The sequence below is a fragment of the Glycomyces sp. NPDC049804 genome (assembly GCF_040674615.1).
Classification (GTDB): Bacteria; Actinomycetota; Actinomycetes; order Mycobacteriales; family Micromonosporaceae; genus Glycomyces; species Glycomyces niveus.
In genome coordinates this window covers 252,664-277,119 of record NZ_JBFAMQ010000003.1, presented here as the reverse complement: position 1 = coordinate 277,119, position 24,456 = coordinate 252,664, and the positions used below count along the sequence as shown (strand labels likewise).

The window sequence follows — 24,456 nt, the reverse complement described above, 5'->3', positions numbered from 1 at the left end:
GTGGCCGGCGGGCGTTCACATCCCTGCGACGCCCCCGAAACCTCGGCTCATGAAGCACCGAAGCGGCGGGGCCAAGGGAGGCCCCGCCGCTCAGCTCACTGAGCTCTTAGACGGTCTTCCACTCCGCGCAGTTGAAGATCGGGCCGCCCTGGCTGTTGCCGTTGCCGACGACGCCCTCGATCAGGTTCTTGTTCCACAGGATGCCCTGCGGCTCGTCGAACAGCGGGAGGGTCAGGGCGAGCGGCACGGCGATCGCCTCGACCTCGTTGGCGAAGGCCGCGGCCTCGGCCTGGTCCGCCGTGGTCTTGAGCTTGTCGATGGCCGCGTCGAGCTCGGGGAAGGAGTAGTTCCCGTAGTTGACGCCGGTCTTGAAGTACTGGTTGGGGGCCGCCACGAAGGTGGGGCTGCCGGACCAGCCGAAGATGACCAGGTCGAAGTCGCTCTCGGTGAGCACGGTGCCGAGCTGGCCGTCCGGGATCGCCTTGAGGTCGACGGTGATGCCGATGAGCGCCAGCTGGGCCTGGGCGAGCTCGGCGATCGTGGTGCGGGTGGCGTCGCCCTCGCCGAAGCGGAAGACGAGGTTCGGGACCTCGGCGCCGTCCTTGGCGAGCTTCTGGCCCTCGGCCGCGCCGGTGTAGCCGGCCTCGGTGAGGATCTGGGCGGCCTTGGCGGTGTCGCCCGAGCCCTGGCCGGTCGGGGTGAGGAGGTCCTGGAAGAACTCGCTCTTCTGCCCGAAGAAGTGGTTGAGGCGCTGCGAGACCTCGGTCGAGGGGAAGACGCGGCCGATGGCGTCCGCGACGTTGATCGCGGTGAAGATCGCCTGGCGCAGGGCCACGTCCTTGAGCGGCTCGGAGTTCAGGTTGGTGTCGATGTGGAGCCAGACGCCGCCCTCGTAGATCTCCTGGGCGAGGGCCTGGTCCTCAGCGGCCTTGTCGAACTCCTCCTGGGAGAACTCGCTCGGCCACGCGCCGGCGATGGTCTGCTGGCGCAGCTCGGTGACGACCGCCTCGGTGCCCTCGACGACCTTCATGGTGAGCTTCTTGACGGTGGGCTTGACCGAGCCGTTCCACTTGTCGTTGAGCTCGTAGGTGATGTACTCGCCCATCTTGAAGTCGACGGGCTTGTAGGGGCCGGTCACGACGTCGGAGAGGTTCTTCTCGAACCACTCGATGGCCTGGCCCATGACGGCCGGGTCGGTCTGCCAGGTGGCGAAGCCCTCGGCCTCGGCGACGTGCGAGGGCAGGTAGATGGTGGGGCTGAACTGCCACTCGGGGTCGAGGTAGCCGTCGATGAAGGTCACCACGATCTTGCCCTCTTCAGGGGACTCGATGGAGGCGACGTTGGGGCCGTAGCTGGTCGAGGCCGGGAGCGCCTTGGTCTGGTCGGCGTGCTCCGGGAGGCCCGAGATGCTGTACCACTGGAAGATGAAGTCCTCGACGCGGACGGGCTGGCCGTCCGACCACTGCGCGTTCTCCTGCAGGGTGTACTGGACCTGGAGCGGGGCCTCGGAGATGATCTCCGAGGACGCGAAGACGGCGTCGTTGAGGTGGAACTCGCCGTTCTCGTCCCAGTCGCCGGTGGTGTTGCCGTCGAGGCCGTAGCGCATGGGGTACATGGCCTGGTGACCGTACGAGTTGTTGCCGGCCTGGGTGTTCTCGTTCCAGGACTCCCACGCCGAGGGGATCGCCCAGGTGAGCTCGGTGGCGCCGGAGCCGCCGTTGCCTTCGTTGCCGCCGCACGCGGCGAGGGTGAAGGCGGCCGTACCGCCGATGGTCAGGCCGCCGAGAGCTCTACGGGTCAGAGCCATGAGTGTTCTCCTCCAGGTGTCGATGCCGAGGGGCCTTCGCGAAGGCGCCGATGCCTCGCGCCCGCATCGCGGGTGGGGGAAGGCGTCAGGTGCCCTCGGCGGTGTTGTGACAAACACTTGCACAGACGTGAGGGGATTGACATGGCCGAGTCCTCAACTGGAGTTTATTCGTGATGTATTCGTGACTTTGCGCCGTGAAGCCGGTGCGGGACATGGACCGTGGGGCCGATGCGGCATCGGCCCCACGGGGGAATTCACTGAATTATCAGGACGGATGGTGTCGAATCCGATACGGCTTCGAGCGGCCGTCCATACCGGATCCCGGTGTTACGGGCGCTTCCACTCGCGGACGTTCCACAGTGCCGAGGCCTGGCTGTTCCCGTTCACCTCGACGCCTTCGACCATCGCGCTGTTCCAGAAGATCGCCATCGGGCTGTTGTAGAGCGGCAGGGTGTACGCCTGCGCGACGGCCTGGGCGCTGATCTGGTTCGCGATGTCGGCCGCCTCGTCGAGGTCGAGGGTGGCGCGGACCTGCGGCAGCAGCTCGTTGATGACCGGGTCGTCGTAGTTGCCGTGGTTGGAGTCCGAGTCCGGCGAGAAGTACTGGTCGGGCGAGGTGGAGAACGACGGGTTCGCGACCCACGAGTAGACGACCAGGTCGAAGTCGCCCTCGGAGAGGGTCGTGGAGAGCTCGTCGTCGCCGAAGCCCTTGAGCTCCAGGTCGATGCCCAACTCGACGAGCTGGGCCTGGATGATCTCGCCGGTGAGCTTGCGGATCTCGTTGGAGGAGGCGAAGCGGAAGTTGAACAGCACCTGCTCGCCCTCGGCGTTCAGGAGCTTGCCGTCGCCGTTGGTGGTGTAGCCGGCGCCGGTGAGGATGGTCTTGGCCGCCTCCAGGTCGCCCTTGCCGTAGTTCGCCGGGCCCGTGTAGTCGACGTAGTACGGGCTCGCCTCGGTGAAGAAGTGGTTGCCGAGCCACGGGGCCTCGGTCCCGGGGAAGGCGCGGGCCTTGATCTCCTCGATGTCGATGGCGGTGAAGACCGCCTGGCGCAGCGCGACGTCCTTGAGGAACGCGTTGTTGACGTTCATGTCGAAGTGCGACCAGGTCGCGCCCGCGTACGTCTCGTACTTGAAGTCGGGCCCGTCGTCGAGCTTCTGCAGCTCCTCGAGGCTGAAGTCGTTCGGCCAGCAGCCCGCGATGGTCTGCTGGCGGAGCTCGGTGACCTGGGCCTCGATGCCTTCGATGGCCTTCATCGTGAGCTTGTCGTAGGCGGCCTTGTTCTTGCCCTGGTACTTGTCGTTGGGCTCGTAGATGACGTACTCGCCGACCTTCCACTCGGTCGGCTTGTACGGGCCGATCACGACGGTCCACAGGTCGTCGTTGAAGAAGTTGATGGCGTCGCCCATGATCTCCGGGTCGGTCGCCCAGGTCGCGAAGCCGTTCTCCTCGGCCACGTGGCTCGGCAGGTAGACGCCGCCGGTGAAGATCCACTCGGGGTCGGTGGTGCCTTCCTTGAACGTGAAGACGATCTTGCCCGGCTCGGGCTCCTCGATGCTGGCGATGTTCGCGCCGGCGGTGCCCGCGGGCAGGGCCTTCTCCTGGTTGGCGTGGGCCGGGTCGCCGGAGGTGGAGTACCACTGGAAGATGAAGTCCTCCAGGCGGACGGGCTTGCCGTCCGACCACTGGGCGCCCTCTTTCAGGGTGACCTGGACCTGCATCGGCGCTTCGCTGAGGAGCTCCGGCACGCCCTCGAAGATGGCCTCGTCGTAGAAGACGTTGCTCTCGGGGTCCCAGTCGAAGCCGACCTGGCCGACCGGGTTCATCGGGGTGGTGGCGATGTTGGTGGCGGAGGCGTTGCCGGTGCCGGTGTTCTGGTTCCAGGCCGACCAGCCCGACGAGACCGCCCAGACGAGCTCGCCGCCGGTCTCGCTGCCGCCGTCTTCGTTGCCGCCGCAGGCCGCCAGCATGAGGGCGGAGGAACCGCCGATGGTCATGCCGCCGAATGCTCTACGTGTCAAAGCCATGTGCTTTGTCTCCTCCATAGGGTGTTCCGGCCGAGGGGGTTCGCCCGATGCGCCGCTGGGGCTTCGTCGCCGTCGCGGGGGTCGCGGAGGGGCCAGGCGGCCGCTCGGCAAGTGCTGTGTCACACAGTGCCACGTCACAGGAGTTAAGGGAACGGATCGGTACGAAGTTGGCGGATCATTGTTACCCGACCGATACGCAAGAGGGGGCGGCCCGAACCGGGCCGCCCCCTGCCGTGCTCGCATGCCCTACGCGGGCTTCCATTCCTGGATGTTCCACATCGGTCCGGCCTGGCTGTTGCCGTTCGGGACGATCCCGTCGAGGCTGCCGTTGAGGTACACCACCGACTGCGGCTCGTCGAAGATCGGCAGCGTGAACGCGGCCGGGACGACCATGTCCTCCACCGCGTTCGCGAACTGCGCGGACTCGGCGATGTCCGTGGTCGAGCGGACCTTGGCGATCGCCTCGTCCAGGCCGTCGAGCGTGAAGCCGCCGAAGTTCGAGGACGATTCGGAGCCGAAGTACTGCTGCGGCGCGGTCGTGAACGCGGGCGTGCCCGACCAGCCGAAGATGACCAGGTCGAACTCGCCTTCGGAGAGGACCGCGCCGAGCTGGCCGTCCGGGATGGCCTCGAGCGTCACGTCGATGCCGATCTCGCCCAGATAGGACTGCACGAGTTCACCGGCGAGCGTGCGGGTCGCGTCGCCCTCGCCGTAGCGGAACTGCAGCGTCACGGGCTTGCCGTCGGGCGTCATGAGCGTGTCGCCGGTGGTGTAGCCGGCGCCCTCGAGCAGCGCGTTCGCCGCTTCGGCGTCGCCCGAGCCCTGCACCGGGTCCGAGGCGCCGAGCGCGTCCTCGAAGAAGTCCGACTGCTCGTTGAAGAAGTGGTTCTTGCGGGCCGTGACCTCGGTGTCCGGGTAGGCCTTGGCGATGATGTCCGCGTTGTCGATCGCGGTGAACACCGCCCGGCGCAGCACCTCGTCGCCCAGGAACTCGTTGCGCGTGTTCGTGTCGATGTGCAGCCAGATCGAGCCCTCGTAGACCTCGGTGGTGACCGCGTCGTCGTCGGCGACCTTGTCCAGCTCCTCCTGGCTGAACTCGGAGGGCCAGGAGCCGTCGATCGAGCCCTGCCGCAGCTCGGTGATGATCGACTCGGTGCCCTCGACGACCTTCATCGTCAGCTTCTCGAGGGCCGGCTCCACCGAGCCCTGGTAGTTCTCGTTGGGCTCGAACGTGACGTAGTCGCCCGCGGCCGCGTCGACCGGCTTGTACGGCCCGGTGCCCCAGGTGGGCGGGTTCTGGGTGAACCAGGTGGCGCTGCCGCCCATCTGCGCGGGGTCGGTGGCCCAGTCGGGGAAGCCGTTGGCCGCGGCGATGTGGGCCGGGTACATCGGCGTCTGGAAGTACTGCCACTCCGGGTCGAGGTAGCCGTCCACATAGGTCATGGTGACGACGTCGCCCTCCTGCGTGATCGAGGCGACGTTCGCGCCCCAGTCGGTGGAGGCGGGCACGCACTGGGTCTGGTCGCAGTGCTCGGCCTTGCCCGACATCTGGTGCCAGATGTAGGTGAAGTCGTCGACGTCGAACGGCTCCCCGTCCGACCACTGGGCGTCCGGGTTGAGCGTGTAGTTCACCGTCAGCGGCGACTCGGCGGCGAGCTCGGGGGCGCTGGCGAGGAGCGCGTCGTTGAAGACCCAGTCCCCGTCCTGGTTGAAGTCGCCGAGGGCGGTCGCACTCGGGGACAGGGCCTGGTGGATGTACGAGTTGTTGCCGTCGGCGGTGTTCTCGTTCCACGACTCCCAGCCCGAGCTCACGCCCCACGTGACGTCGGTGTCGCCGCTGCCCGAATCGCTCCCGCCGCCGCACGCGCCGAGCGCCGCGGCGGCCAGCGCCGCCGTCCCGGCGAGGGCGAAGGCCCTCGCTTGTGCAGGTCGCATATGACCACTCCCCCGTGTGTGAATCCACTGTGGGCCGCTGCAGCCCGCAATTGGATCATCGTTACACCTGGAAGGGCTGGTTTCGGGAAGTTTCGGGCAAACGGCCGCGCGTTCGGGGTGTCAGGCCTCCATCTCGCGGGGCAGCGGTCGCGAGTGGACGACGGTGAGGCGCGAGACCGCGCGGGTCAGGGCGACATAGAGGTGGCGGAGGCCGACCCCTTCGATGGTCGCGCCTCCGGTGGCCGGGGCGGTGACGATCTCGGCGGGTTCGACGACCACGACGTGGTCGTATTCGAGGCCTTTGGCGAGGCTCGCGGCCACGACCTCCACTCGTTCGGTGCCTGCGAGGAGGGTCGCGAGTCCCGCAGCGCGGTCGTCGGCGGCGATGACGCCGACGAGGCCCTCTTCGGCGAGGGCCTTCGCGACCGCGTCCTGGACGCCCGCGTCGAGGTCGGGGGCGTCGATCAGGTCGTAGGAGCCGTCGGAGCGGATGGAGCGGGCGGGGGCGACGTCGACGTTGAGGTGCGGCAGGACCCGGTTGGCGAGGGCGATGATGACGGCGGGCACGCGGAAGCCGGTGGTGAGCTCGGTGTGCTCGACAATGCTCTTGTCGACGGCGCTGTCCTTGCCGAGGTGGCGCATCTGGTCGGTCCAGGAGGCGGCGGCCCAGGGCGTGGTGCCCTGGGCGAGGTCGCCGAGGACGGTGACGGAGCCTTTGCCGGAGCGGCGGGCGATGACGCGGCACTGCATCGGGGAGAGGTCTTGGGCTTCGTCGATCACGATGTGGCCGAAGGACTCCGATGGTTCGCGCAGCTTCATGTGGGACTCGATCTCGTCGGCGATGAGCAGGTCGCCGGGGGTGGGCTTGGCGGGTTTCCCGGCGAGGAGGGCGGCCTCGTCGTCGGTGAGGATGCCGCGGGTGGCGTCGGCGCGGAAGGCGGCGTCGGTGAGGAGCTTTTTCAGGACGGTCTTGGTGTTGAGCTTGGGCCAGACCGCTTCCATGAAGTCGCGTACGGATTCGGTGCGCTTGAGCTTGGTGGCCCATTTGCCGTCCGGGGAGTGGCCGGAGCGGATCTCGGCCTGGCGGCGGGCGCCTTGCACGATCGCGTCCTCGACGGCTTTGCGGCCCGCGGTGTAGGTGCGGGTGTGCTTGCGGGCGTTGCGGATCGCTTCGTCGAGGTAGGCCTGGCCCAGGCGCCAGCGCCAGCCGCCGTCGGCGATGAGGAGGCCCTCGTCGGCGGTGACGCCGCCGTCCGCGGCGGTGCCGACGTGGCCCCAGACGGCGCGTTCGCAGACGAGGGCCATGCGGGCGTCGTGCTTGACGAGGGCGGCTTCGTGGGTGTCGGCGGCGGTGGCGGTGTGGGCGCCGGTGAGCTGGTGGACGGTGACCTGCCAGACGGAGGATTCGCCGAGGGTGGGGAGGACGCCGGAGATGTAGGAGAGGAAGCCTTCGTTGGGGCCGACGACGAGGACGCCGGCCTTGTCGAGCTTCTCGGTGTAGTTGTAGAGGAGCCAGGCGGCGCGGTGGAGGCCGACGGCGGTCTTGCCGGTGCCGGGGGCGCCTTGGACGCAGAGGTTGACGGCGGCGTCGCGGCGGATGAGCTCGTCCTGCTCGGGCTGGATGGTGGCGACGATGTCGCGCATCGGGCCGGTGCGGGGGCGTTCGATCTCCTCGGTGAGGATGTCGGAGGCGACCTCTTCGCCGAGGAGGAGGTTCTCGTCCTCGAAGCCGGTGATGCGGGCGCCCTGGAAGCCGAAGCGGCGGCGGCGGGCGACGTCGCGGCGGTCGTGGGCGGAGGCGCGGTAGTACTGCTCGGCGAGGGGGGCGCGCCAGTCGAGGACGAGGGGGTCGCCGGCTTCGTCGCGGATGTGGCGGCGGCCGATGTGGAAGTCCTCGCCGTCGTCCATCCAGATGCGGCCGAAGAAGATGGCGATGTCGCGGTCGGCGAGGTCGGCGAGGCGCGGGACGGTGTAGTTGGCCATGGCCCAGCCGAAGAGGTGGTCTGATCGGACGTCGCCGAGGCCGAGGTTGCGGGTGGACTCGTCGAAGTCGCCGGCGTAGAGCTTGTGGATGCCTTCGGTGAGGTCCCGCATGACGGCCATCTGGGCGCGGGCGTGCTCGTGGTGGTCGAGTTCGGCTTGGAGTTCGTTCTCAGCTGCGTTGGCCACAGGCATAGCTTGTCTCCCGGTGGATTCGGACAGGATTGAAGCAGACGAACCGTCGAGCTTACTGGTGCCTGACCTGCGGGAGCAATCGATTTACCGGGCGGCGAGGGGTTTGACGTCCACGAGCCGCCCGTCGTCTTTGTGCAGGACCCAGCCGGCGCCGGGCGGGGCGGTGTCGGGGCCGTCGAGGGGGAGGGTGAGGTCGTGGCCGGCGAGGTCGTGGCCGTCGCGGGCGGCGACGGCGACGAGGAGCGCGGCGAGGACGATGCCCTCGGCGCAGACGACGGTGGTGCGGCGGGGGTCGGGGAGGGCGCGGATCGCCTTGGCGGCCAGCCAGACCGCGGTGTGGGCGGCGGCGGGGAGCCGGGGGGCGGCGGCGCTCAGGTCCTCGGCGACGGTGACGCGCAGGTCGAGCCGGGAGGCGAGGGGCGCAAGGGTGTCGGCGCAGGCGCGGCCGGGGCCGCTGAGCAGCGTCGTGGGGTTGTAGAGCTGGAGGAAGTCGGCGAGCGCCCAGGCGCGCCGGGACTGCTCGTCGGTGAGCGGCGCGGGTTCGGTTGCGGGGAGGGCCACGTGGCGCAGGAGGATGAGCGCGGAAAGCATCAGCGGCCCCCGTTCGCGCGGAGGCGGGACGAGGGCCGGGGCTCGGCAACCGGGAGACGCATATTGAAGATGCTTCATCCCTAAGTGAACTGCGGATGAACCCGAAGTTGAAGCGGAGGTGAACAGTCCGCGGCGGTGCCGTCTACATCGGGCTTCAGACCTGGTAGCGCAGGTCCTCGTACTCCTCGTGGCGCTGCATCCAGCGGTCCACGAACGGGCAGGTCGGGTAGGCCTTGGCGCCTTTGACCCGCAGGTCGTCGAGGACGTGCCGGACGAGCCGGTCGCCCCAGCCCTGGCCGCGCAGCGACCGGTCGACCTCGGTGTGGGGCAGCACGACGAAGTCCTCGCGAGTGAGGTACTCCAGGTAGCCGAGCACGCCCCCGTTGTCGTCCCGCAGCTCGTACCGGTGCTCGTCGACATTCTCGACCACAGAAAGATCCGCCATGCGCCCAACCTTATCCAGGCGGGGCGGCGGTCAGCGAGGATGTGCGGGCTCGCACACGTCCGGGAATGGCGAGGGCGACGAGGGCGGCGGCGGCGCAGATGGCGGCGGCCGCGGTGAAGACTTCGGCGTACTGGGTGGCGAGGGCCGCGTCCAGGGCCTTGAGGTAGTCGGCTTGGAGGGCAAGGTATTCGGCTTCGGGGATGCCGAACGGGAGGGGCGTGTCGAGGTCGGCGGTGGCCTCCTGGAAGCGGTGGAGGCTCCAGGAGGTGAGGGCGGCGACGCCGACGAGCATGCCCATCATGCGGGCGACGACGACCGCGGCGGAGGCGGTGCCGTGGCTGTCTTCGGGGGTGGAGCGCAGGGCGGCGGAGGAGAGGGGGGCGATGGTGACCCCGAGGGCGGCGCCGGCGAGGGCGAGGGCGGGTTCGAGGCCCGCGGCGTCGCGGGCGATGAGGTCGGCGAGCCACCAGTAGGCGGCCGCGGCGGCGGCGAAGCCGATCGAGGTGGGGAGGCGTTCGCCGAGGCGGGAGGCGGTGAAGCCGCCGAGGAGGGCGCCGACCGGCAGGCCGATGAGGAACCAGAGCAGGAGGAGCGCGCCGCCGGTCGAGTCGAGGCCGCGGAGGGTCTGGGCGTAGAGCTGGACGTCGACGAGGGTGACCATGAGGACGGCCCCGGCGGCGAGGCTCGCGGCGAGCCCGGCCGCGAACGGCCGCCAGGCGACGCCCGCGGGGTCGAGGAGCCGGGTGGGGGAACGCCACTGGTGGAGGCCGAAGGCGGCCAGGACGGCGGCGCCGGCGATCACGGTGGGCGGGCCCCAGGACGGGAGGACGCCGGCGGCCGGGTCGGGGTTGTAGAGACCGACGGTGAAGAGCCCCAATGCGATCGCGAGGAGCAGGCCGCCGACGAAGTCGACCCGTGCGGCGTCGCGCCTCGTCTCGGACTTCGGCAGGGCGTACTGGATCGCGAGCGCGGCGAGCAGGGCGAGCGGCAGGTTGATCCAGAAGATGCCGCGCCAGCCGACGAGGGCGGCGACGCCCGCGCCGAAGAGCGGGCCGAGGACGGCGCCGAGTTCCTGCGCGGCGCCGACCCAGCCGAGGACGGCCGGGCGGCGGCGGGGCGGGAAGAGGTCGGCGGCGAGGGCCATCGTGACCGGCAGGAGGGCGCCGCCCGCGAGGCCTTGGAGGGCGCGGCCGGCGACGAGCGGGACGAGTTCGGTGGCGGTGGCGCTGACGACCGAGCCGACCGCGAACGCGGCCAGACAGGCGTGGATGACGATCTTGCGGCCGAAGCGGTCCGAGAGCCGCCCGAGCAGCGGCATCCCGGCGGTGTAGCCGAGGAGGTAGCCGGTCACGAGCGGCGTGGCCCGCTCAAGGTGGTTCACGGGGATGTCGAACTCGCCGATCATGTGGACGAGCACGGAGACGAGCACGTACGCGTCGATCGAGCCGAGCAGGACGGCGGTGCCGGCCGCGCCGACGGCGAGCCGGCGCCGGCCTTTAGGGGATCGCTTAAGGCTCAGCAATCGTCACCGCTTCGTCGTAGTCCGAGAGGAGCAGGGTCACGGTCGCGTCGCCTTGGGCGAACTCGGCTTTGACGATGCGGGAGGTCTCCTGGTCGAACCAGACGGTGGCGGCGTTCCAGTCGCCGTCGGCGGGGATGAGCGTGGCGAACGCGGCGGGGTCGAACTCGACCGAGTAGCGGTAGGTCTCGGTGCCGTCGACCTTCTCGGTGTCCTCGGGTTCGGCCTTGTCGACCGCTTCGAGGAGGGCGGCGACGCCGGAGTCGGGGTCGAGGAGGAGGGTCGGGTCGTAGGGCAGCATGTCGTCGCCGACGGGGATCTGCTGGAACCCGCCGGTGGGGCCCTTGACCCAGGCGTCCTCGCCGATGATGACGTACTCGGCTTCGATGTCCATGCCGAACGCGGTCAGGGTGCCGGTGCCCTGCGCGGAGCCGTCGGCGGTGACGACGCCGTCCGCGGCCTTGACGTCGAGGCCGGGGACGTCGCCTTCGACGGCGAGGTCGAAGCGGACGCTCTCGACCTCGCGCATGGCGGCCGCGGCGTCGGGGACCATCTCGTCCGCGGCGGGCAGGTCGCCGCCGCCGGAGCAGGCGGCGGCCGCGAACACGGCGAGGGCGGCGGTGACCGCGAGGGGAATCGATCGCATGGCCCGATCCTATGCCGTCGCGAACACCGGGAGGAGACCTCGAGGTGAAACCCGGGCCGGTCAAGATCACAGCGGGCGTTCAGGTCTCACACGCGGCGCGCATCGACGATCGCCGAGCGGCACCGGCAGCGCGCATTGACGACTCGCGAGCTTCGTCGGCAGCGCGCATTGACGACTCGCGAGCTTCGTCGGCAGCGCGCATTGACGACTCGCGAGCTTCGTCGTTAAGGTCGGCCGCAGGAAACCCCGTCTGACACCCCGCGGAAGCCTTCGAAAGGACCCTGCCGTGCTCGCGAACCCCGTGTTCCGCTACCGGATGCTGACCCTCGCCGAGGGGTGGTCGTTCGTGCTGCTCCTCGTCTTCGGCTCGCTCCTGAGCCGCATCTCGGACATCGATCTGGTCATGCCCCTCGGGGCGCTGCACGGCGCGCTGTTCGTGCTCCTGGTCCTCGCGACCCTCCTGATCCGCCGCCGCCTCGGCTGGGGCCTCGGCACCACGCTCGTCGCGCTCGTCTGCTCCGTGGTCCCGTTGGCGCCGTTCTTCTTCCACCACGTGAAGAAGGACGAGTTCCTGGAGGCCGAGCGCACCGCCCAGCCGGCGTGAGCGAAGCGGCGCGGCGGCCCGAGGCCGCCGCGCCGTTCCCCGGGGTGTTCGGCTCTAGCCGCAGGAGACCGTGGGCCAGTTCCAGTTGCCGTTGGCCTGGATCGTGAGCCCGAAGTTGTTGCCGCTGCCGTTCGGCGTGGCGACGAGCTGCTGCGCGGTCGGGTACGAGGCGTTGCAGTTCCAGGTGGCGATGACCTTGGCGGGCGAGGGGATGTTCAGCACCGTCCGCCAGTCGCTCTTGCCCGAGACCGAGACGTTCAGGTTGTACCGGTCGCTCCAGCGCTGCCCGGCCGAGAGCGTCGCGGTGCAGGCGCCCGTGCCGGGGGTGCCGCCGCCGGTGGAGCCGACGGTGATGTTGGAGCTGCCGGTGGACTGGTAGCCCTCGGTCGCCATGATCATGTAGTAGCTGAAGGCGCCCAGGTTCATCCCGGCGCGGGCCCACGCGTCGAAGTGGGCGCCGGTGTCGATGGTGCCGGAGGTGCGGGCGCCCTGGCGGACGCTCCAGTACTGCTGGAAGGTCTTGTTGCCCTCGACCGAAGGCGCGTTGTAGCGCGTGGACTGGCCGAGCCAGTACGTGCCGCCGTTGATGTTGGCGGTGCCGCGGCCCGTGGCGCCGCTGCTGGGGTTGTACGGGCCGTGCGACTCGACGATGTAGTACTCCACCAGCGGGTTCGACGTCCACCCGTACAGGGCCAGGTAGCCGTTGCTGCCGTGGTTGACCCAGCCGCTGTAGTCCACGACGCGGCGGCCGCCGTTCGCCCAGCCCTTGCCGCCGACCCAGTTGTTGGCGCCGTTCCACTGGGAGCTGTAGTTCCCGCCCGCACCGAGGGTCATCGAGGCCCGGCCCTGCGTGTCCGTCCAGAACGAGTAGTAGTACCCGTCGTGCGTGCCGGTCGCGTTCTGCGTCAGTGTCTGCGCGTTCGCCGCCCCGGGCAGGGCGAGCGCCGAAGCCGTGCCGAGCGCGAGCGCGCCCGCGCCGCCGAGCAGCAGACTGCGGCGGCTGAAGATGCTGGGGGGAGGGTTGAATTCCATCCTTGACTCCTCGGAAGGGTGCCGAACGGCCCGCGGAGCACACGGGCCGCATCGAGAGACATCTATCTCTCAGTAGAGACCATCGTGGACTGGACATCGGAACATGTCAATGACTTCCGGAAAACTATCGGAACTTTCCGCCGCAGAATCTCGCGATAGCGTTATCAAAGCCACTGGTCAGTCCCACACCCGAACGAGAACCGTCGAAAACCGCCACCGGAGTCGCGCGTCCACGACCCACTGCGCCGAACGAACTTCCGGAAGTTTCGGAGTATCCTTTTGGCCAACACAAAAAAGCCACCCGCGAACGCGGATGGCTTTCGGACGAGTGCCCCCGGCAGGATTCGAACCTGCGACACCTGGTCCCGGAAACCAGTGCTCTATCCACTGAGCTACGGAGGCATGGCCTGATGAACAGGCCGCCACGATGCTACCAGTCGCACGGCGCGGGCTCGCACCCGGTTTGGCCGGTGAGGATCACACCCGGGTGAGCGCGGCCGTTTCCCCGGAGAAATGTCGGAAGCCGGGTCTAGGCTGACCCCGCGGAAACCCTCGAGCTTAGCTGACACGCTGGGGGTTCGGTGTCCGAAACACCGGAAAACCGCAACATCTTGGGGCCACCCCGAGGGCCGACCACTACATGTATGCTTCTGCTCTGTCAGGTCGGTGCTGTCAGCCCCCGTTCCCACAGCGTGGGGAGGGCGGCGCCGCCGCGCCGCCAGCGCGATCCGCAGCAGATCGCCCAGCACCGAGGGGATGCAGAGATGACCGGGCTCGCCACCACGCCATCCGCCACCACCACCGCACCGCAGCAGCGGGAGCCCGAGCCGGGTCCCGCCGCCCTCATCGCCGAGCGCCTGCGCACCCACGCCGCCGGCCTGCCCGATGTGGACGCCGAGAAGGTCATCGCCCAGATCGAGGCCGGCCTCTGGCCCGGCGCCACCGCGCAGGCCCTGCGCGAGCGGGCCATCGAGATCACCTCGGCCACCGTCGCCTCCGAGCCCACCTACTCCAAGCTCGCGGCGCGGCTCCTCGCCGAGCACATCGCGGACGAGACCGCGGGCGAGGGCGTCACCTCGTTCACGACCTCCATCGCGGCCAGCAACGCCAACGGCCTGCTCGCGGACGACCTGGTGGCCTTCGTGAACGCCAACGCCGAGGCCTTGGACGCCGTCATCGACGACACCGCCGACGACCGCTTCGAGTACTTCGGGCTGCGCACGGTCTACGACCGCTACCTGCTGCGCCACCCCGAGCACCGCACCGTGCTCGAGCGCCCCCAATACTTCATGCTCCGCGTCGCGTGCGGGCTGAGCCAGTCGGTCGAGGAGGCCGCCGAACTCTACCGCCTCCTGTCGACCCTCTCGTACCTGCCGTCCTCGCCGACGCTGTTCAACTCCGGCACCCGCCGCTCGCAGCTCTCCTCGTGCTTCCTGCTCGACTCCCCGAAGGACGAGCTCGACTCGATCTACGAGCGGTACAGCCAGGTCGCGCGCCTCTCGAAGTACGCCGGCGGCATCGGCATCGCGTGGTCGCGCGTCCGCTCGCGCGGCTCGCTCATCCGCGGCACCAACGGCCACTCGAACGGGATCGTGCCGTGGCTGCGCACCCTCGACTCGTCCGTCGCCGCGGTGAACCAGGGCGGCCGCCGCAAGGGCGCCGCGTGCGTGTACCTCGCGTCCTGGCACGCGGACATCGAGGAGTTCCTCGAGCTGCGCGACAACACCGGCGACGTCGAGCGCCGCACCCACAACCTGAACCTCGCCAACTGGATCCCCGACGAGTTCATGCGCCGGGTCGAGGACGACGCCCAGTGGTCCCTGTTCGACCCCAAGGAGACCCCGGAGCTCGTCGACCTGTGGGGCGACGACTTCGACCAGGCGTACCGGGCCGCCGAGGCCGCGGGCAAGGCCAAGAAGACCGTCCCGGCCCGCGAGCTGTACGGGCGCATGATGCGCACCCTCGCCCAGACCGGCAACGGCTGGATGACCTTCTCCGACACCGCGAACCGGACCTCGAACCAGACCGCGCGCAAAGAGAACGTCATCCACCTCTCGAACCTGTGCACCGAGATCCTCGAGGTCACCAACGACTCCGAGACGGCCGTGTGCAACCTCGGCTCGGTGAACCTGGCCGAGCACACCACGCCGGAGGGCTTCGACTTCGAGCGTCTCGAGGAGACCGTGCGCACCGCGGTCAAGTTCCTCGACCGCACCATCGACCTCGGCTTCTACCCGACCGCGGAGGCCGAGAAGGCCAACCGCAAGTGGCGCCCGATCGGCCTGGGCTGCATGGGCCTCGCCGACGTGTTCTTCAAGCTGAAGCTCGCGTTCGACTCCGAGGAGGCGCTGGCGCTCTCGACGGCGATCGCCGAGCGCATCGCGATCGTGGCGTACGAGACCTCGTCGAAGCTGGCGGCCGAGCTCGGGGCGCACCCGAACTTCGCCGAGACCCGCGCCGCCGACGGCGTGCTGCACATCGACCACTTCTCGGACGCGCGCCTGACGCTGGGCGGGCGCTGGGACGCGGTGCGCGCGCAGATCGGCGAGCACGGCCTGCGCAACTCGCTGATGATCGCGATCGCGCCGACCGCCACGATCGCCTCGATCGCGGGCTGCGCCGAGTGCATCGAGCCGGTGGTGTCGAACGTCTTCAAGCGCGAGACCCTCTCGGGCGAGTTCCTGCAGGTGAACCGTCACCTGATCGCCGAACTCAAGGAGCGCGGGATCTGGAACGAGCAGGTGCGCCAGGCGATCGTGGTCGCCGAGGGCTCGGTGCAGGGCATCGACGCGATCCCGGCGGAGCTCCAGGAGCGGTACCGCACCGCGTGGGAGCTGCCGCAGAAGGCGCTCATCGACCTGGCCGCGGCGCGCACGCCGTTCATCGACCAGTCGCAGTCGCTCAACCTGTTCCAGGCCGCGCCGACCATCGGCAAGCTCTCATCGATGTACCGGTACGCGTGGAAGTCGGGTCTGAAGACCACGTACTACCTGCGCAGCCGCCCGGCCACGCGCATCAACCAGACGACGGTCAGCGCGCAGCCCGCCGCCGCGCAGCCGACCGAGCTCGAGGTGATCCCGGCCGACATCGCGTGCTCGCTGGAGAACCCGGAGAGCTGCGAAGCCTGCCAGTAGGACCCGTTGAGCCGATCCAGGGCTCGCAGGCGTCGCCGTGAGCGGGCAGGGCTGAGACGCCCTGCCCCGCTCCTCACCCCGCCCACCGCTTCACCCCGCCCACCAGAACCGAGAGAGGACCCGCGAATGCTGCTCGACCCGGGCATGAACCTGACCCTGCGACCGATGAAGTACCCGGACTTCTACGACCAGTACCGGGCCGCCATCAAGAACACCTGGACCGTGGAGGAGGTCGACCTCGCGTCCGACCTGACCGACCTGGCCGGGTTCACGCCCCAGGAGCAGCACCTCATCCACCGCCTCGTGGCGTTCTTCGCCACCGGCGACACGATCGTCGCGAACAACCTGGTGCTCAACCTGTACCAGCACGTGAACTCCCCCGAGGGCCGCCTGTACCTGTCGCGGCAGCTGTTCGAGGAGGCCGTGCACGTCCAGTTCTATCTGACGCTGCTCGACACGTACCTGCCCGACCCGGAGGAGCGCGCGAAGGCGTTCGACGCGGTCAACAACATCCCGTCGATCAAGCGGAAGGCCGACTTCTGCTACAAGTGGATCGACGAGGTCTTCGACATGCAGGAGCTGAAGACGGCGGACCACCGCCGCAAGTTCCTGCTCAACCTCATCTGCTTCGCCGCGTGCATCGAGGGCCTGTTCTTCTACGGCGCCTTCGCCTACGTGTACTGGCTGCGCAGCCGAGGCCTGCTCGACGGGCTCGCGACCGGCACGAACTGGGTGTTCCGCGACGAGTCCTGCCACATGAACTTCGCGTTCAGCGTGGTCGACATCGTGCGCCAGGAGGAGCCCGAGCTGTTCGACGAGCAGATGCGCCAGGAGGTCACGGACATGCTGCAGGAGGCGGTCGACGCCGAGCTGCAGTTCGCCGAGGACCTGATCGGCGAGGGCATGCCCGGCATGACCGTCAAGGACATGAAGTCGTACCTGGAGTACGCCGCCGACCAGCGCCTCGTGCGCCTCGGCATGCCCAAGAAGTGGGGCTCGGAGAACCCGTTCCCGTTCATGGCGCTCCAGGACGTGCAGGAGCTGACGAACTTCTTCGAACGTCGCCCGACCGCCTACCAAGTGGCCGTGGAAGGCAAGGTCGACCTCGACGAGGAGTTCTGATCCGAAGCCGCGCAGGCTCTCCCATGCGCGGCGACCGCTTGCGGAGCCGTACCTTCGGCTCAGCGCGGCGAAGGGCCCGGCACTGACGTGCCGGGCCCTTCTGACGTGCCGGTTCAGCCCTCGCGGGCGAAGGTGGAGCCGTTGGCCTCGGAGCCGTCCTTGAGCTGGGCGACGCACTGGAAGGTGCCGTCGCCGGTGACGTAGACGTCCGTGGTCCAGTCGAGGGAGTCGCCGCCGATGAGCTGGGAGAGCGGGCCGCCTTCGGCTTGGGCGTCGACGCAGGCGGCCGCGACCGTCGCGTCGGCTCTCGCCCCGTCGGCGTCGGCGACGCCCTCGGGGAGCCGGCCGGTCGCGTAGGCCTCCCACTGGTGGGCGAGTTCGCAGTCGGTGGAGGCGAACGCGGCGTCGTAGCAGGCGGGCTCCGGGACGCAGGAGACGCCGTCGGCCTGGAGCGTGCACTCGCCCACGTAGTCGCCGGCGTTGGACTGGGCGGCGAGGTCGGGGGCTTCCTCCCGGTCGAAGAGCCAGATGCCGCCCGCGATGAGGAGGCCGAGGATCACCAGGGCGCCCGCGCCCATGCCGATGAGGCGGCCGATGCTCGAGCCGGTGTCGCCCTCTTTGAGGCGGCGTTCGCGGCGCGTCAGGCCGGTCTCGTTGCGGGGCACGGGCACCGGGAGGCGCGAGTCGTTCTCGTCGCGGGAGCCGCCGGAGGCGAAGGCCTTCCAGGCAGTGGTCTCGGCGGCGGCGTCGCGCGGCGGGGCCGCGGGGCTCACGGGCGGGCTGACCGGAGGGGACGGGATGCGCGCGTTGGGGTCGGGTACGACCGGGGAGGAGAAGGGCGCCTCGGGGCCGGTCTTGAAGGCCGCCCGGGCCGTCTGCGGCTCGCGGCCCCGGCGCTTGCCCGGGGCGAGGCGGAGCGTCGAGGGCGCGTCGGGGAACGAGCTCGGGTCGAGCTGGGCGTAGCCGGGGGGCGAGGCCGAGCGGACCGACTCCGGCGGCGGCGAGGAGTACGCGCCGAAGACGCCGACGCCTTGGGGCGCGGGGGAACTCGGCGGCGGGTCGTCGGTGACGCGGGGCAGGATGCCGGTGGAGGCCTCGGGGATGCTCGCGAGGAACTCGCGGAACTCGACCGCGGTCGGGCGCCCGTCGGGATTGTTGATGAGCGCGGTGCGCAGCATCTCGAGCAGGAGCGGCGATATACCGGGGATCGCCGGGATCGGCTGATCGAACAGGGCCGCCACGTCGTTGATGTCGAGGACCCCGTCCGCGGGGAACCGCGGGGGCGTGCCGGACAGCATCGTGTAGAGCGTCGCGGCGAGCGAGTACACGTCGGCGCTGGGGCCGGCCTCGCGCATCTGGAAGACCTCCAGGGGCGCGTACGCGGGCGTGGCCATGGTCGACACGGGCTCGCCCGGGCGGGGCGCGGCGATGAGGCTGGAGAGGCCGAAGTCGCCGAGCACGGCGTGGCCGTGGTGGTCGACGAGGAGGTTCGCGGGCTTGACGTCGCGGTGGACGATGCCGGCCTCGTGGGCGGCGGCGAGGGCGTCCGCGATGCGGATGCCGATCTCGATGGTCCGGTGCGGGGGGATCCGGCCGTGCTTGTCGAGCAGGTCGGCCACGGTGCCGCGGCAGCGCTCCATGACGACGTACGGGTTCGCCTGGTGGGTGAGGCCGGCGGAGAGCATCTTGACCACGCACGGGTGGTCGGAGAGGCGCCCGGCGGTCTGGACCTCGCGGCGGAAGCGCTCGCGGGCGGCGTCGTCGGTGAGCGGCCGGGCCTCGACCTTGACGGCGACCTCGGAGCCGTCGTCGTACCGGGTGGCGCTGTAGACGATGGAGAAGGCGCCGCGGTCGATCTCGCGGAAGCCGGTGAGGCGCTCGATGCCCTGGAAGAGGGATTCCGGGTCGGCCTCGGAGCGGAGGGGTGAGGGGGCGAGGGGGTCGGTTGGAGCACCGTAGGACGAGATGGTGTCCACTGTGTACAGCCTCCGTTCTCGGCGACGCGCGGGAGTGACTGGCGCCATTGCCTGATGCAGGTCGGTGCGCCAATCGTCGCGATCAGCGCGTGGGGACGTTCCGGACCTTAGGTCGCGGCGCTCGGGCCTGGGGGATCCGAGTCATGGGACCTTTGACGCATAACGTTACGGCAACGCGCCCACGATTCTGTATACCCCTGGACGAAGAGCCAGCGATAACTGGCCGAACGGTTGATATGTCGCTTCCGCTGGGCGAACTGCCGGTAGCCCATAGTGAATGCATCCCCCGTGTGGCGCGCGGGAGGACGGGCGGTCCGACTGGAACGGGCCCCGTGCCGCAAGGCCTCGGCCCGAAAGGGCCGCCCGTCCACCCGCTGCGTCGCCCCCACTGCACCAAGCATCGCAGCGTCGAAGGCGGTGGCGGCGTACACGGTGTGCGTCCCTTTCAGGCGATCCGGCCGCAGCTCACGAGACCTTGGCGGCTTCGAGGTAGCCCTCGGCCCAGGCCGTGGCCTCCGGGTCCTCCCCGAACGACTTCAGCGTGGTCGCCGCCCACCGGCGGGCCGCTTCGACCTGGCCGTCCTCGTCGAGGAGGCGGGCGTAGCGGGCCACGATCGCCCGGCGCGGACTACCCAGCGCGGGCTCGTCGTGATGCGCCGCAAGGGGTTCGAGCATGGCGAGGGCCCCGGCGCGGTCGCCCTTGGCGGCGCGCACGTCGGCCAGGAGCGCGGTGTTGGCCGCGCGGCCCGGCTCGAGCACGTCGTCGGTGACCAGGCCGAGCGCCTCCTCGGCGGCGGCCTCGGCGGTGGCCGCGTCCCCGAGTTCGAGGGCGCAGCGGCCTCTGAGGTTGTGCGCCAAGGAGATCAGGAGCGGGTGGCCGGTCTTCGCGCCGTACTCCTCCGCGCCTGCGGCGAGGTCGAGGGCGTGGTCGAGCGCGCCGATCGAGCGGGCCGCCAAGGCGCGCACGTACTTCGCGAAGCCGCGGCCCCAGTCGTCGTCGATGCGCTCGAAGTCGCGGAACGACGCCCGCGCGGCGGCGTCGGCGCCCGCCGGGTGGCCCAGGGCCACTTGGGCGGCGGCGCCGATGGCGCGCAGCAGCCCGACGGCGAACACGTCGCCCGAGCGCTCGCCGATCGGCATGAACACATCGGACAGCCGCTTCGCCTCGGTGAACCGCCCGGCCATGAGGAGCGCGAACGCCGAGACGCCGCGCACCCAGGCCCGGCCGACCAGGTCCATTTGGCGCGCAAAGGCTTTCGCGGCCTCGCGGAGCACGTCGTCGGCCCCGTCGAAGTCGCCGCGGGCCACCAGGACCCACGCGCGGTGCTGCAGGGCCCAGGCCAGGCGCTTGTCGTCGCCGACGCCGACCGCGACGTCGTAGGCGTCGAGGAAGCGGGACTCGGCCTCGCTCAGGTGCCCGGCGAGGAAGTCGAGCAGGCCGATGCGGCACTGCGCGTCGCAGCGCGGCCCGGCCAGGCCCTCGCGGCGCGAGAGCGCCAGCGCGGCGGTCCATGCGGTGCGGGCGTCCTGGAGTTCGCCCCTGTAGCGGTGCAGGCGGCCGCGCAGGAGCAGCAGCTGGGCCACGAGTTCGGCCTCGTCCTCGGGGAAGTCGTCGCCGAAGAGGCGCCCGGACGGGTGCTCCTCGTGCTCGGCGTGGTCGTCGTCGGCGGGGACGATGAGGCCGATGTCGATGGCGAGGCCTTCGATCTCGGCTTCCGCCTCCTCGGTGCGGCCCAGGCGGGTCAGCGCGCGGCCACGCAGGAGGCGGTCGTCGAACGACAGGGGCGCCAGGCGCTCGACGCCGTTGAGGAGGGCGACGGCGCGCTCGGGCTCGGAGGCGTCCATGGCGCGGGCCGCCTGCTTGCGGACGGCCTCGACGGCGAGCGGGAGGACGTTCCAGACCTCGTCGAGCGCTTCGATCTCGACTTCCTTGGCGAGGGTGACGGCCTGCTCGGCGTGGAAGACCACGAGGTCGTCGGCGCTCTGGCCTTCGAGTTCGGTGTCGGCGGCCCAGCGGGCGATCTCGGCGTGCGCGTGCGCGGCGTCGGCTTTCCCGATGGGCGCGTAAGCGGCCTGGCGCAGCAGCGGGGTGACGAAGCGGTAGCCGCCGTAGGAGCGGCGGCGCAGCATGCGGCGGTCCAGGAGTTCCTGGAGGGCGGCCTCGAACTCGCCGGGGACCTCTTTCTCGAGCAGCTGCGCGGCCTCGGGGGGCACGGCGTCGCCGAAGATCGAGGCGGCGCGCAGGAGCGCGCGGGCCGAGGGGGTGAGGGCGTCGATGCGGGCGCCGAGGACCTGCGCGAGGTCGCGCGAGAGCACGCGTCCGGTGAGCGACCCGGCGGCGAGGCGCCAGTGGTCGCCGTCGCCGGACAGCAGGCCCTGCTCGGTGAGGAGCGTGACGAGCTCGGCGAGGTAGTACGGGTTGCCCTGCGCGAAGCCGAGCAGGCGGTCCTCGTCGGGCTTGGGCATGCGCCCGCCGCCGAGGAACTCGCGCAGCAGCCGCGCCGCGTCGGCGCCGGCGAGCGGCGGGAGCGGGTGGACTTCGGCTTCGGAGATGCGCGTGAGCACACCGGAGGAGCGGGTGAGTTCGGGACGCCCGTAGAGCAGCACGAGCACCGGCCCGTGGATCTTCGACAGGGCGACGCCGAGCGCGTCGATGCCGGCCGCGGAGGCGGTGTGCAGGTCGTCGATGTTGAGCACGAGCGGGCCTTGGGTGGCCATGTGCGTGATGAGCTCGGCGACGGCCTCGGGGATCGTGTAGGCGTCGGACTGCTGCCCGGTGAACCCGCCGACGCGGTCGGTGGCCCCGGGGCGGCCGTGCCCGAGGAGCCCGAGCAGGAGCGTGATGTTCAGGCGGCACTCGCCGTGGTCGGCGTGCCCGTCGGCGATGCGCCGGAGCTTCGTCTCGGCGGTGGCCCGGTCGTCGTCGAATCGCAGACCGGCCGCCTTGCGCACCAGGTCGGCGAGCGGCCCGAACCGCCGCCCTTCGCCGTAGGGGGCGACGCGCACCGTCAGGACGCGGGCGCCGCGCTCGGTGGCGACCGTCCGCACTTCGCGGGCGAACCGGGTCTTCCCCATGCCCGCTTCGGCGGTGTGGATGAGCACCAGCGGCTCACCGCGGTCGATGACGGCCTCGAGCCGGCCGTTGACACGGCCGATCTCGGCGTCCCGGCCGATGAAGGGCGCGGTGTCGCCGAGGCTCGCGCGGGTGCCGGGCTCGTCCTCGAGGCCCAGGAGCTGGAACACCTCGACGGGCTCACGCTTGCCTTTCAGGCGCACGGGCGTGAGGCGGCGCCAGGCGGCGGCGTGCTTGGTGGCGCGCTGGGTCTCCTCGCCGGCCCAGATGGTGCCGACCGAGGCGATCGCGCAGATGCGCGACGCGGTGTTGACCGTGTCGCCGATGACGGTGTACTCGAGGTTCGCCTGCATGCCGGCGACCACGAGACCGGACCTGAGGCCAATGCGAAGCCCGATGGGAAGACCACCACCGGACTCGGCTTTGAGCAGACGCCGCACCCGTTTCTGCATGGCCTGAGCGGCGCGAACGGCGCGCTCGGCGTCGTCCTCGTGCGACAGGGGGGCGCCGAACACGGCCATGAGGCCGTCGCCCATGAGCTTGTCGACGTGCCCGCCGAACTCGTTCACCGCGGAGACGCACTCCGCCAAGAGCCGGTCGGTGACGGACGAGACCCGCTCCGGGTCGAGGCTCTCAGACCAGGTCGTGAAGTCGGAGAGGTCGGCGAACAGCACCGTGACATAGCGGCGCTCCGTCTGGGGGGCGGTCGCCTCCGGGGAGAGGGGCGCTCCGCAGTTGTGGCAGTAGCGCGCGCCAGGGACGGTGGGCACGGAGCAGAATGGGCAGGTCACAGCAGCACCAACGCCGTCGGCAGGGTGTGTTGTTCCCCACTCCTTGTGGGAATGGGGTGGTTCTTGGCCTTCACGCTGGCAAGGATACGTGGCCTAGCTGACAGATACCTGTGTGCAAGAGCTCATTTGCCCGCCCAGACCAGGCCACTCCCCCCGACAGCCGGACCGGCCCCTCACCCGAAAGGCCCACCCCGCCAGCCTCGAACCGGACGATCCAGCAGAACCCACCACGCCGCCGGACCAACGCCCTCGAACCCGAGCCCCGACCCTCAGCAAGCATCGCCGGCGGTCGAGAGTTCCCGCGTTTTGATCACTTGAAATCCCGCGTTTTGATTACCAGAACACCCGCGTTTTGCGCATTACACCTACTCGAAGGAGCCCGCCAAACCGGGAAGACCACACTCGCACGTGAACTGCTCGCGCTGCCCGATGACGCCTGGTTCAGCCTCGACAACGAAGCCATCCTGTACGAGGCCGTGAACGACCCGGTCGGCTTCGTCAGCACGCTTCCGGTTCCTGCAGCGATCGATGAGGTTCAGCGGGCAGGCCAAGGCCTCATCCTCGCGATCAAGATGGCAGCCGACCGTCGCAGCGACCGTGGACAGCTCCTGCTCACCGGATCCGCCAACTACCTCGCCGCTCGCGGCGTGTCCGAGACGCTGGCCGGACGCGTCGGGCGGATCGCATTGTGGCCGCTGTCAATCGGCGAACGACGTTCCGTCCGGGAGACCTTCGTCGACTCACTGTTCAATCCCGACGCCTGGCCGCCACGAGTCGAGCCGATCTCCCGAGCCGAGATCGCCGACCTCATCTTGGAGGGTGGTTTCCCCGAGGTCGTCACCAGTCGGCTCACGGGTCGGAATCGGCGGGACTGGTTCGAGGCATACACCCATGACGTGATCTCCCGCGAGGAGCTGCGGCCCATCGCGCAGATCCGCAGCGAGGAGAACCTACGGATGCTGTTCCGGCTCATGGCTGCGCGGACCGCTTCCGAAGTGCAGATCTCCGACATCGCCAGTGACGCCCAGCAGCAGCGGTCGACCGTAGTGAAGCACTTGGCCCTCTTGGAAGCGCTGCATCTCGTGGTCACCATCCCCGCCTGGTCGACCAACATCACGTCATCGGTGAAACAGCGTCCCAAATCGGTGCTCGTCGATACCGGGCTGGCCGCCGACCTCTGCGGTGCGGGCGAGAAGACGTTCACGCCCAATGGCAACCCCGCGCTGGCGGGAGCACTGTTCGAAAGCCTCGTGATCACCGAGGTGTTGAAGCAGACCGTCTGGAGCGAGCACAGCGTCGATGTCAGGCACTACCGGGATCGAAACGGCGGAGAGATCGACCTGATCGTGGAGGAGCGCCGCACGGGCGAGATCGCCGGGATCGAGGTCAAGCTGTCCTCGACGCCGAACCGCAAGCACGCCAAACACCTCATGTGGCTGCGGGACAAGCTCGGGGACCGGTTCAAACTGGGTCTGGTCATCTACGGCGGGGACAACGCCCTCTCGCTCGGCGACCGGATCTGGGCAGTGCCCGTATCCGCTTTGTGGCGTAGCGACTGAAAGCGGCGAGGCTCGCTCACGC

General features: G+C 69.9%; 15 protein-coding genes and 1 tRNA gene. 4 read left to right on the top strand and 12 right to left on the bottom strand.

Annotation, left to right across the window (positions count from 1 at the left end; genetic code table 11):
- Positions 1-106: 106 nt before the first annotated feature.
- The 8 genes from AB0K52_RS05965 to AB0K52_RS05930 form a co-directional block, all read right to left on the bottom strand.
- On the bottom strand, positions 107-1,807 hold the full coding sequence (locus AB0K52_RS05965) for an ABC transporter substrate-binding protein (protein ID WP_363526761.1): 1,701 nt from the start codon (positions 1,805-1,807) through the stop codon (positions 107-109).
- Positions 1,808-2,134: 327 nt separating this feature from the next.
- Positions 2,135-3,832, bottom strand: a complete 1,698-nt coding sequence (locus tag AB0K52_RS05960; protein WP_363526758.1) for an ABC transporter substrate-binding protein — start codon at positions 3,830-3,832, stop codon at positions 2,135-2,137.
- Between the two features lie 246 nt (positions 3,833-4,078).
- Entirely contained in the window at positions 4,079-5,767 is a 1,689-nt protein-coding gene (locus AB0K52_RS05955) for an ABC transporter family substrate-binding protein (RefSeq protein ID WP_363526755.1), read from the bottom strand.
- A gap of 120 nt (positions 5,768-5,887) precedes the next feature.
- Positions 5,888-7,942, bottom strand: coding sequence for an AAA family ATPase (locus AB0K52_RS05950; RefSeq protein WP_363526752.1), 2,055 nt, complete (start codon positions 7,940-7,942; stop codon positions 5,888-5,890).
- Between the two features lie 84 nt (positions 7,943-8,026).
- Positions 8,027-8,533, bottom strand: a complete 507-nt coding sequence (locus tag AB0K52_RS05945; protein WP_363526749.1) for a hypothetical protein — start codon at positions 8,531-8,533, stop codon at positions 8,027-8,029.
- A 154-nt stretch (positions 8,534-8,687) separates the two neighbouring features.
- Positions 8,688-8,978, bottom strand: coding sequence for a GNAT family N-acetyltransferase (locus tag AB0K52_RS05940; protein WP_363526746.1), 291 nt, complete (start codon positions 8,976-8,978; stop codon positions 8,688-8,690).
- A 10-nt stretch (positions 8,979-8,988) separates the two neighbouring features.
- Positions 8,989-10,500, bottom strand: coding sequence for an MFS transporter (locus tag AB0K52_RS05935; RefSeq protein ID WP_363526743.1), 1,512 nt, complete (start codon positions 10,498-10,500; stop codon positions 8,989-8,991).
- Positions 10,487-11,143, bottom strand: a complete 657-nt coding sequence (locus AB0K52_RS05930; RefSeq protein ID WP_363526740.1) for an LppX_LprAFG lipoprotein — start codon at positions 11,141-11,143, stop codon at positions 10,487-10,489. Before AB0K52_RS05930 ends, AB0K52_RS05935 begins: the two co-directional genes overlap by 14 nt.
- A 286-nt stretch (positions 11,144-11,429) precedes the next feature.
- Here AB0K52_RS05930 and AB0K52_RS05925 point away from each other — a divergent pair, with 286 nt between their 5' ends.
- The gene (locus AB0K52_RS05925) at positions 11,430-11,747 is read left to right on the top strand and encodes a DUF3817 domain-containing protein (RefSeq protein WP_363526737.1); all 318 of its coding nucleotides are present in this window, start codon (positions 11,430-11,432) and stop codon (positions 11,745-11,747) included.
- 54 nt (positions 11,748-11,801) lie between these two features.
- On the opposite strand, the gene AB0K52_RS05920 is transcribed toward AB0K52_RS05925, so the two are convergent.
- Both AB0K52_RS05920 and AB0K52_RS05915 read right to left on the bottom strand, forming a co-directional pair.
- Entirely contained in the window at positions 11,802-12,779 is a 978-nt protein-coding gene (locus AB0K52_RS05920; protein WP_363526734.1) for a glycoside hydrolase family 11 protein, read from the bottom strand.
- A 329-nt stretch (positions 12,780-13,108) separates the two neighbouring features.
- Positions 13,109-13,181, bottom strand: a tRNA-Arg gene (locus AB0K52_RS05915).
- 362 nt (positions 13,182-13,543) lie between these two features.
- On the opposite strand from AB0K52_RS05915, the gene AB0K52_RS05910 reads away from it, so the two are divergent.
- Together AB0K52_RS05910 and AB0K52_RS05905 are read left to right on the top strand one after the other, a co-directional pair.
- A complete protein-coding gene (locus AB0K52_RS05910) occupies positions 13,544-15,913 on the top strand; it encodes a ribonucleoside-diphosphate reductase subunit alpha (RefSeq protein ID WP_363526731.1) in 2,370 nt (789 codons plus the stop codon).
- Between the two features lie 126 nt (positions 15,914-16,039).
- Positions 16,040-17,035, top strand: a complete 996-nt coding sequence (locus tag AB0K52_RS05905; RefSeq protein WP_363526728.1) for a ribonucleotide-diphosphate reductase subunit beta — start codon at positions 16,040-16,042, stop codon at positions 17,033-17,035.
- 113 nt (positions 17,036-17,148) lie between these two features.
- Here the strand turns inward: AB0K52_RS05905 and AB0K52_RS05900 are convergent, their stop codons facing one another.
- Together AB0K52_RS05900 and AB0K52_RS05895 are read right to left on the bottom strand one after the other, a co-directional pair.
- Positions 17,149-19,011: a serine/threonine-protein kinase gene (locus AB0K52_RS05900; RefSeq protein WP_363526725.1), complete on the bottom strand. Its 1,863-nt coding sequence runs from the start codon at positions 19,009-19,011 to the stop codon at positions 17,149-17,151.
- 465 nt (positions 19,012-19,476) lie between these two features.
- Entirely contained in the window at positions 19,477-22,854 is a 3,378-nt protein-coding gene (locus AB0K52_RS05895) for an adenylate/guanylate cyclase domain-containing protein (protein WP_363526722.1), read from the bottom strand.
- A 350-nt stretch (positions 22,855-23,204) separates the two neighbouring features.
- Here AB0K52_RS05895 and AB0K52_RS05890 point away from each other — a divergent pair, with 350 nt between their 5' ends.
- Entirely contained in the window at positions 23,205-24,434 is a 1,230-nt protein-coding gene (locus tag AB0K52_RS05890; RefSeq protein ID WP_363526719.1) for a DUF4143 domain-containing protein, read from the top strand.
- The last annotated feature ends 22 nt before the right edge of the window (positions 24,435-24,456 follow it).

Bases quoted from the DNA above. Each gene is read 5' to 3' on its own strand.
- AB0K52_RS05950 (WP_363526752.1), bottom strand. From the start codon at position 7,942: ATGCCTGTGGCCAACGCAGCTGAGAACGAACTCCAAGCCGAACTCGAC.
- AB0K52_RS05955 (WP_363526755.1), bottom strand. From the start codon at position 5,767: ATGCGACCTGCACAAGCGAGGGCCTTCGCCCTCGCCGGGACGGCGGCG.
- AB0K52_RS05930 (WP_363526740.1), bottom strand. From the start codon at position 11,143: ATGCGATCGATTCCCCTCGCGGTCACCGCCGCCCTCGCCGTGTTCGCG.
- AB0K52_RS05905 (WP_363526728.1), top strand. From the start codon at position 16,040: ATGCTGCTCGACCCGGGCATGAACCTGACCCTGCGACCGATGAAGTAC.
- AB0K52_RS05960 (WP_363526758.1), bottom strand. From the start codon at position 3,832: ATGGCTTTGACACGTAGAGCATTCGGCGGCATGACCATCGGCGGTTCC.
- AB0K52_RS05945 (WP_363526749.1), bottom strand. From the start codon at position 8,533: ATGCTTTCCGCGCTCATCCTCCTGCGCCACGTGGCCCTCCCCGCAACC.
- AB0K52_RS05940 (WP_363526746.1), bottom strand. From the start codon at position 8,978: ATGGCGGATCTTTCTGTGGTCGAGAATGTCGACGAGCACCGGTACGAG.
- AB0K52_RS05965 (WP_363526761.1), bottom strand. From the start codon at position 1,807: ATGGCTCTGACCCGTAGAGCTCTCGGCGGCCTGACCATCGGCGGTACG.
- AB0K52_RS05910 (WP_363526731.1), top strand. From the start codon at position 13,544: ATGACCGGGCTCGCCACCACGCCATCCGCCACCACCACCGCACCGCAG.
- AB0K52_RS05920 (WP_363526734.1), bottom strand. From the start codon at position 12,779: ATGGAATTCAACCCTCCCCCCAGCATCTTCAGCCGCCGCAGTCTGCTG.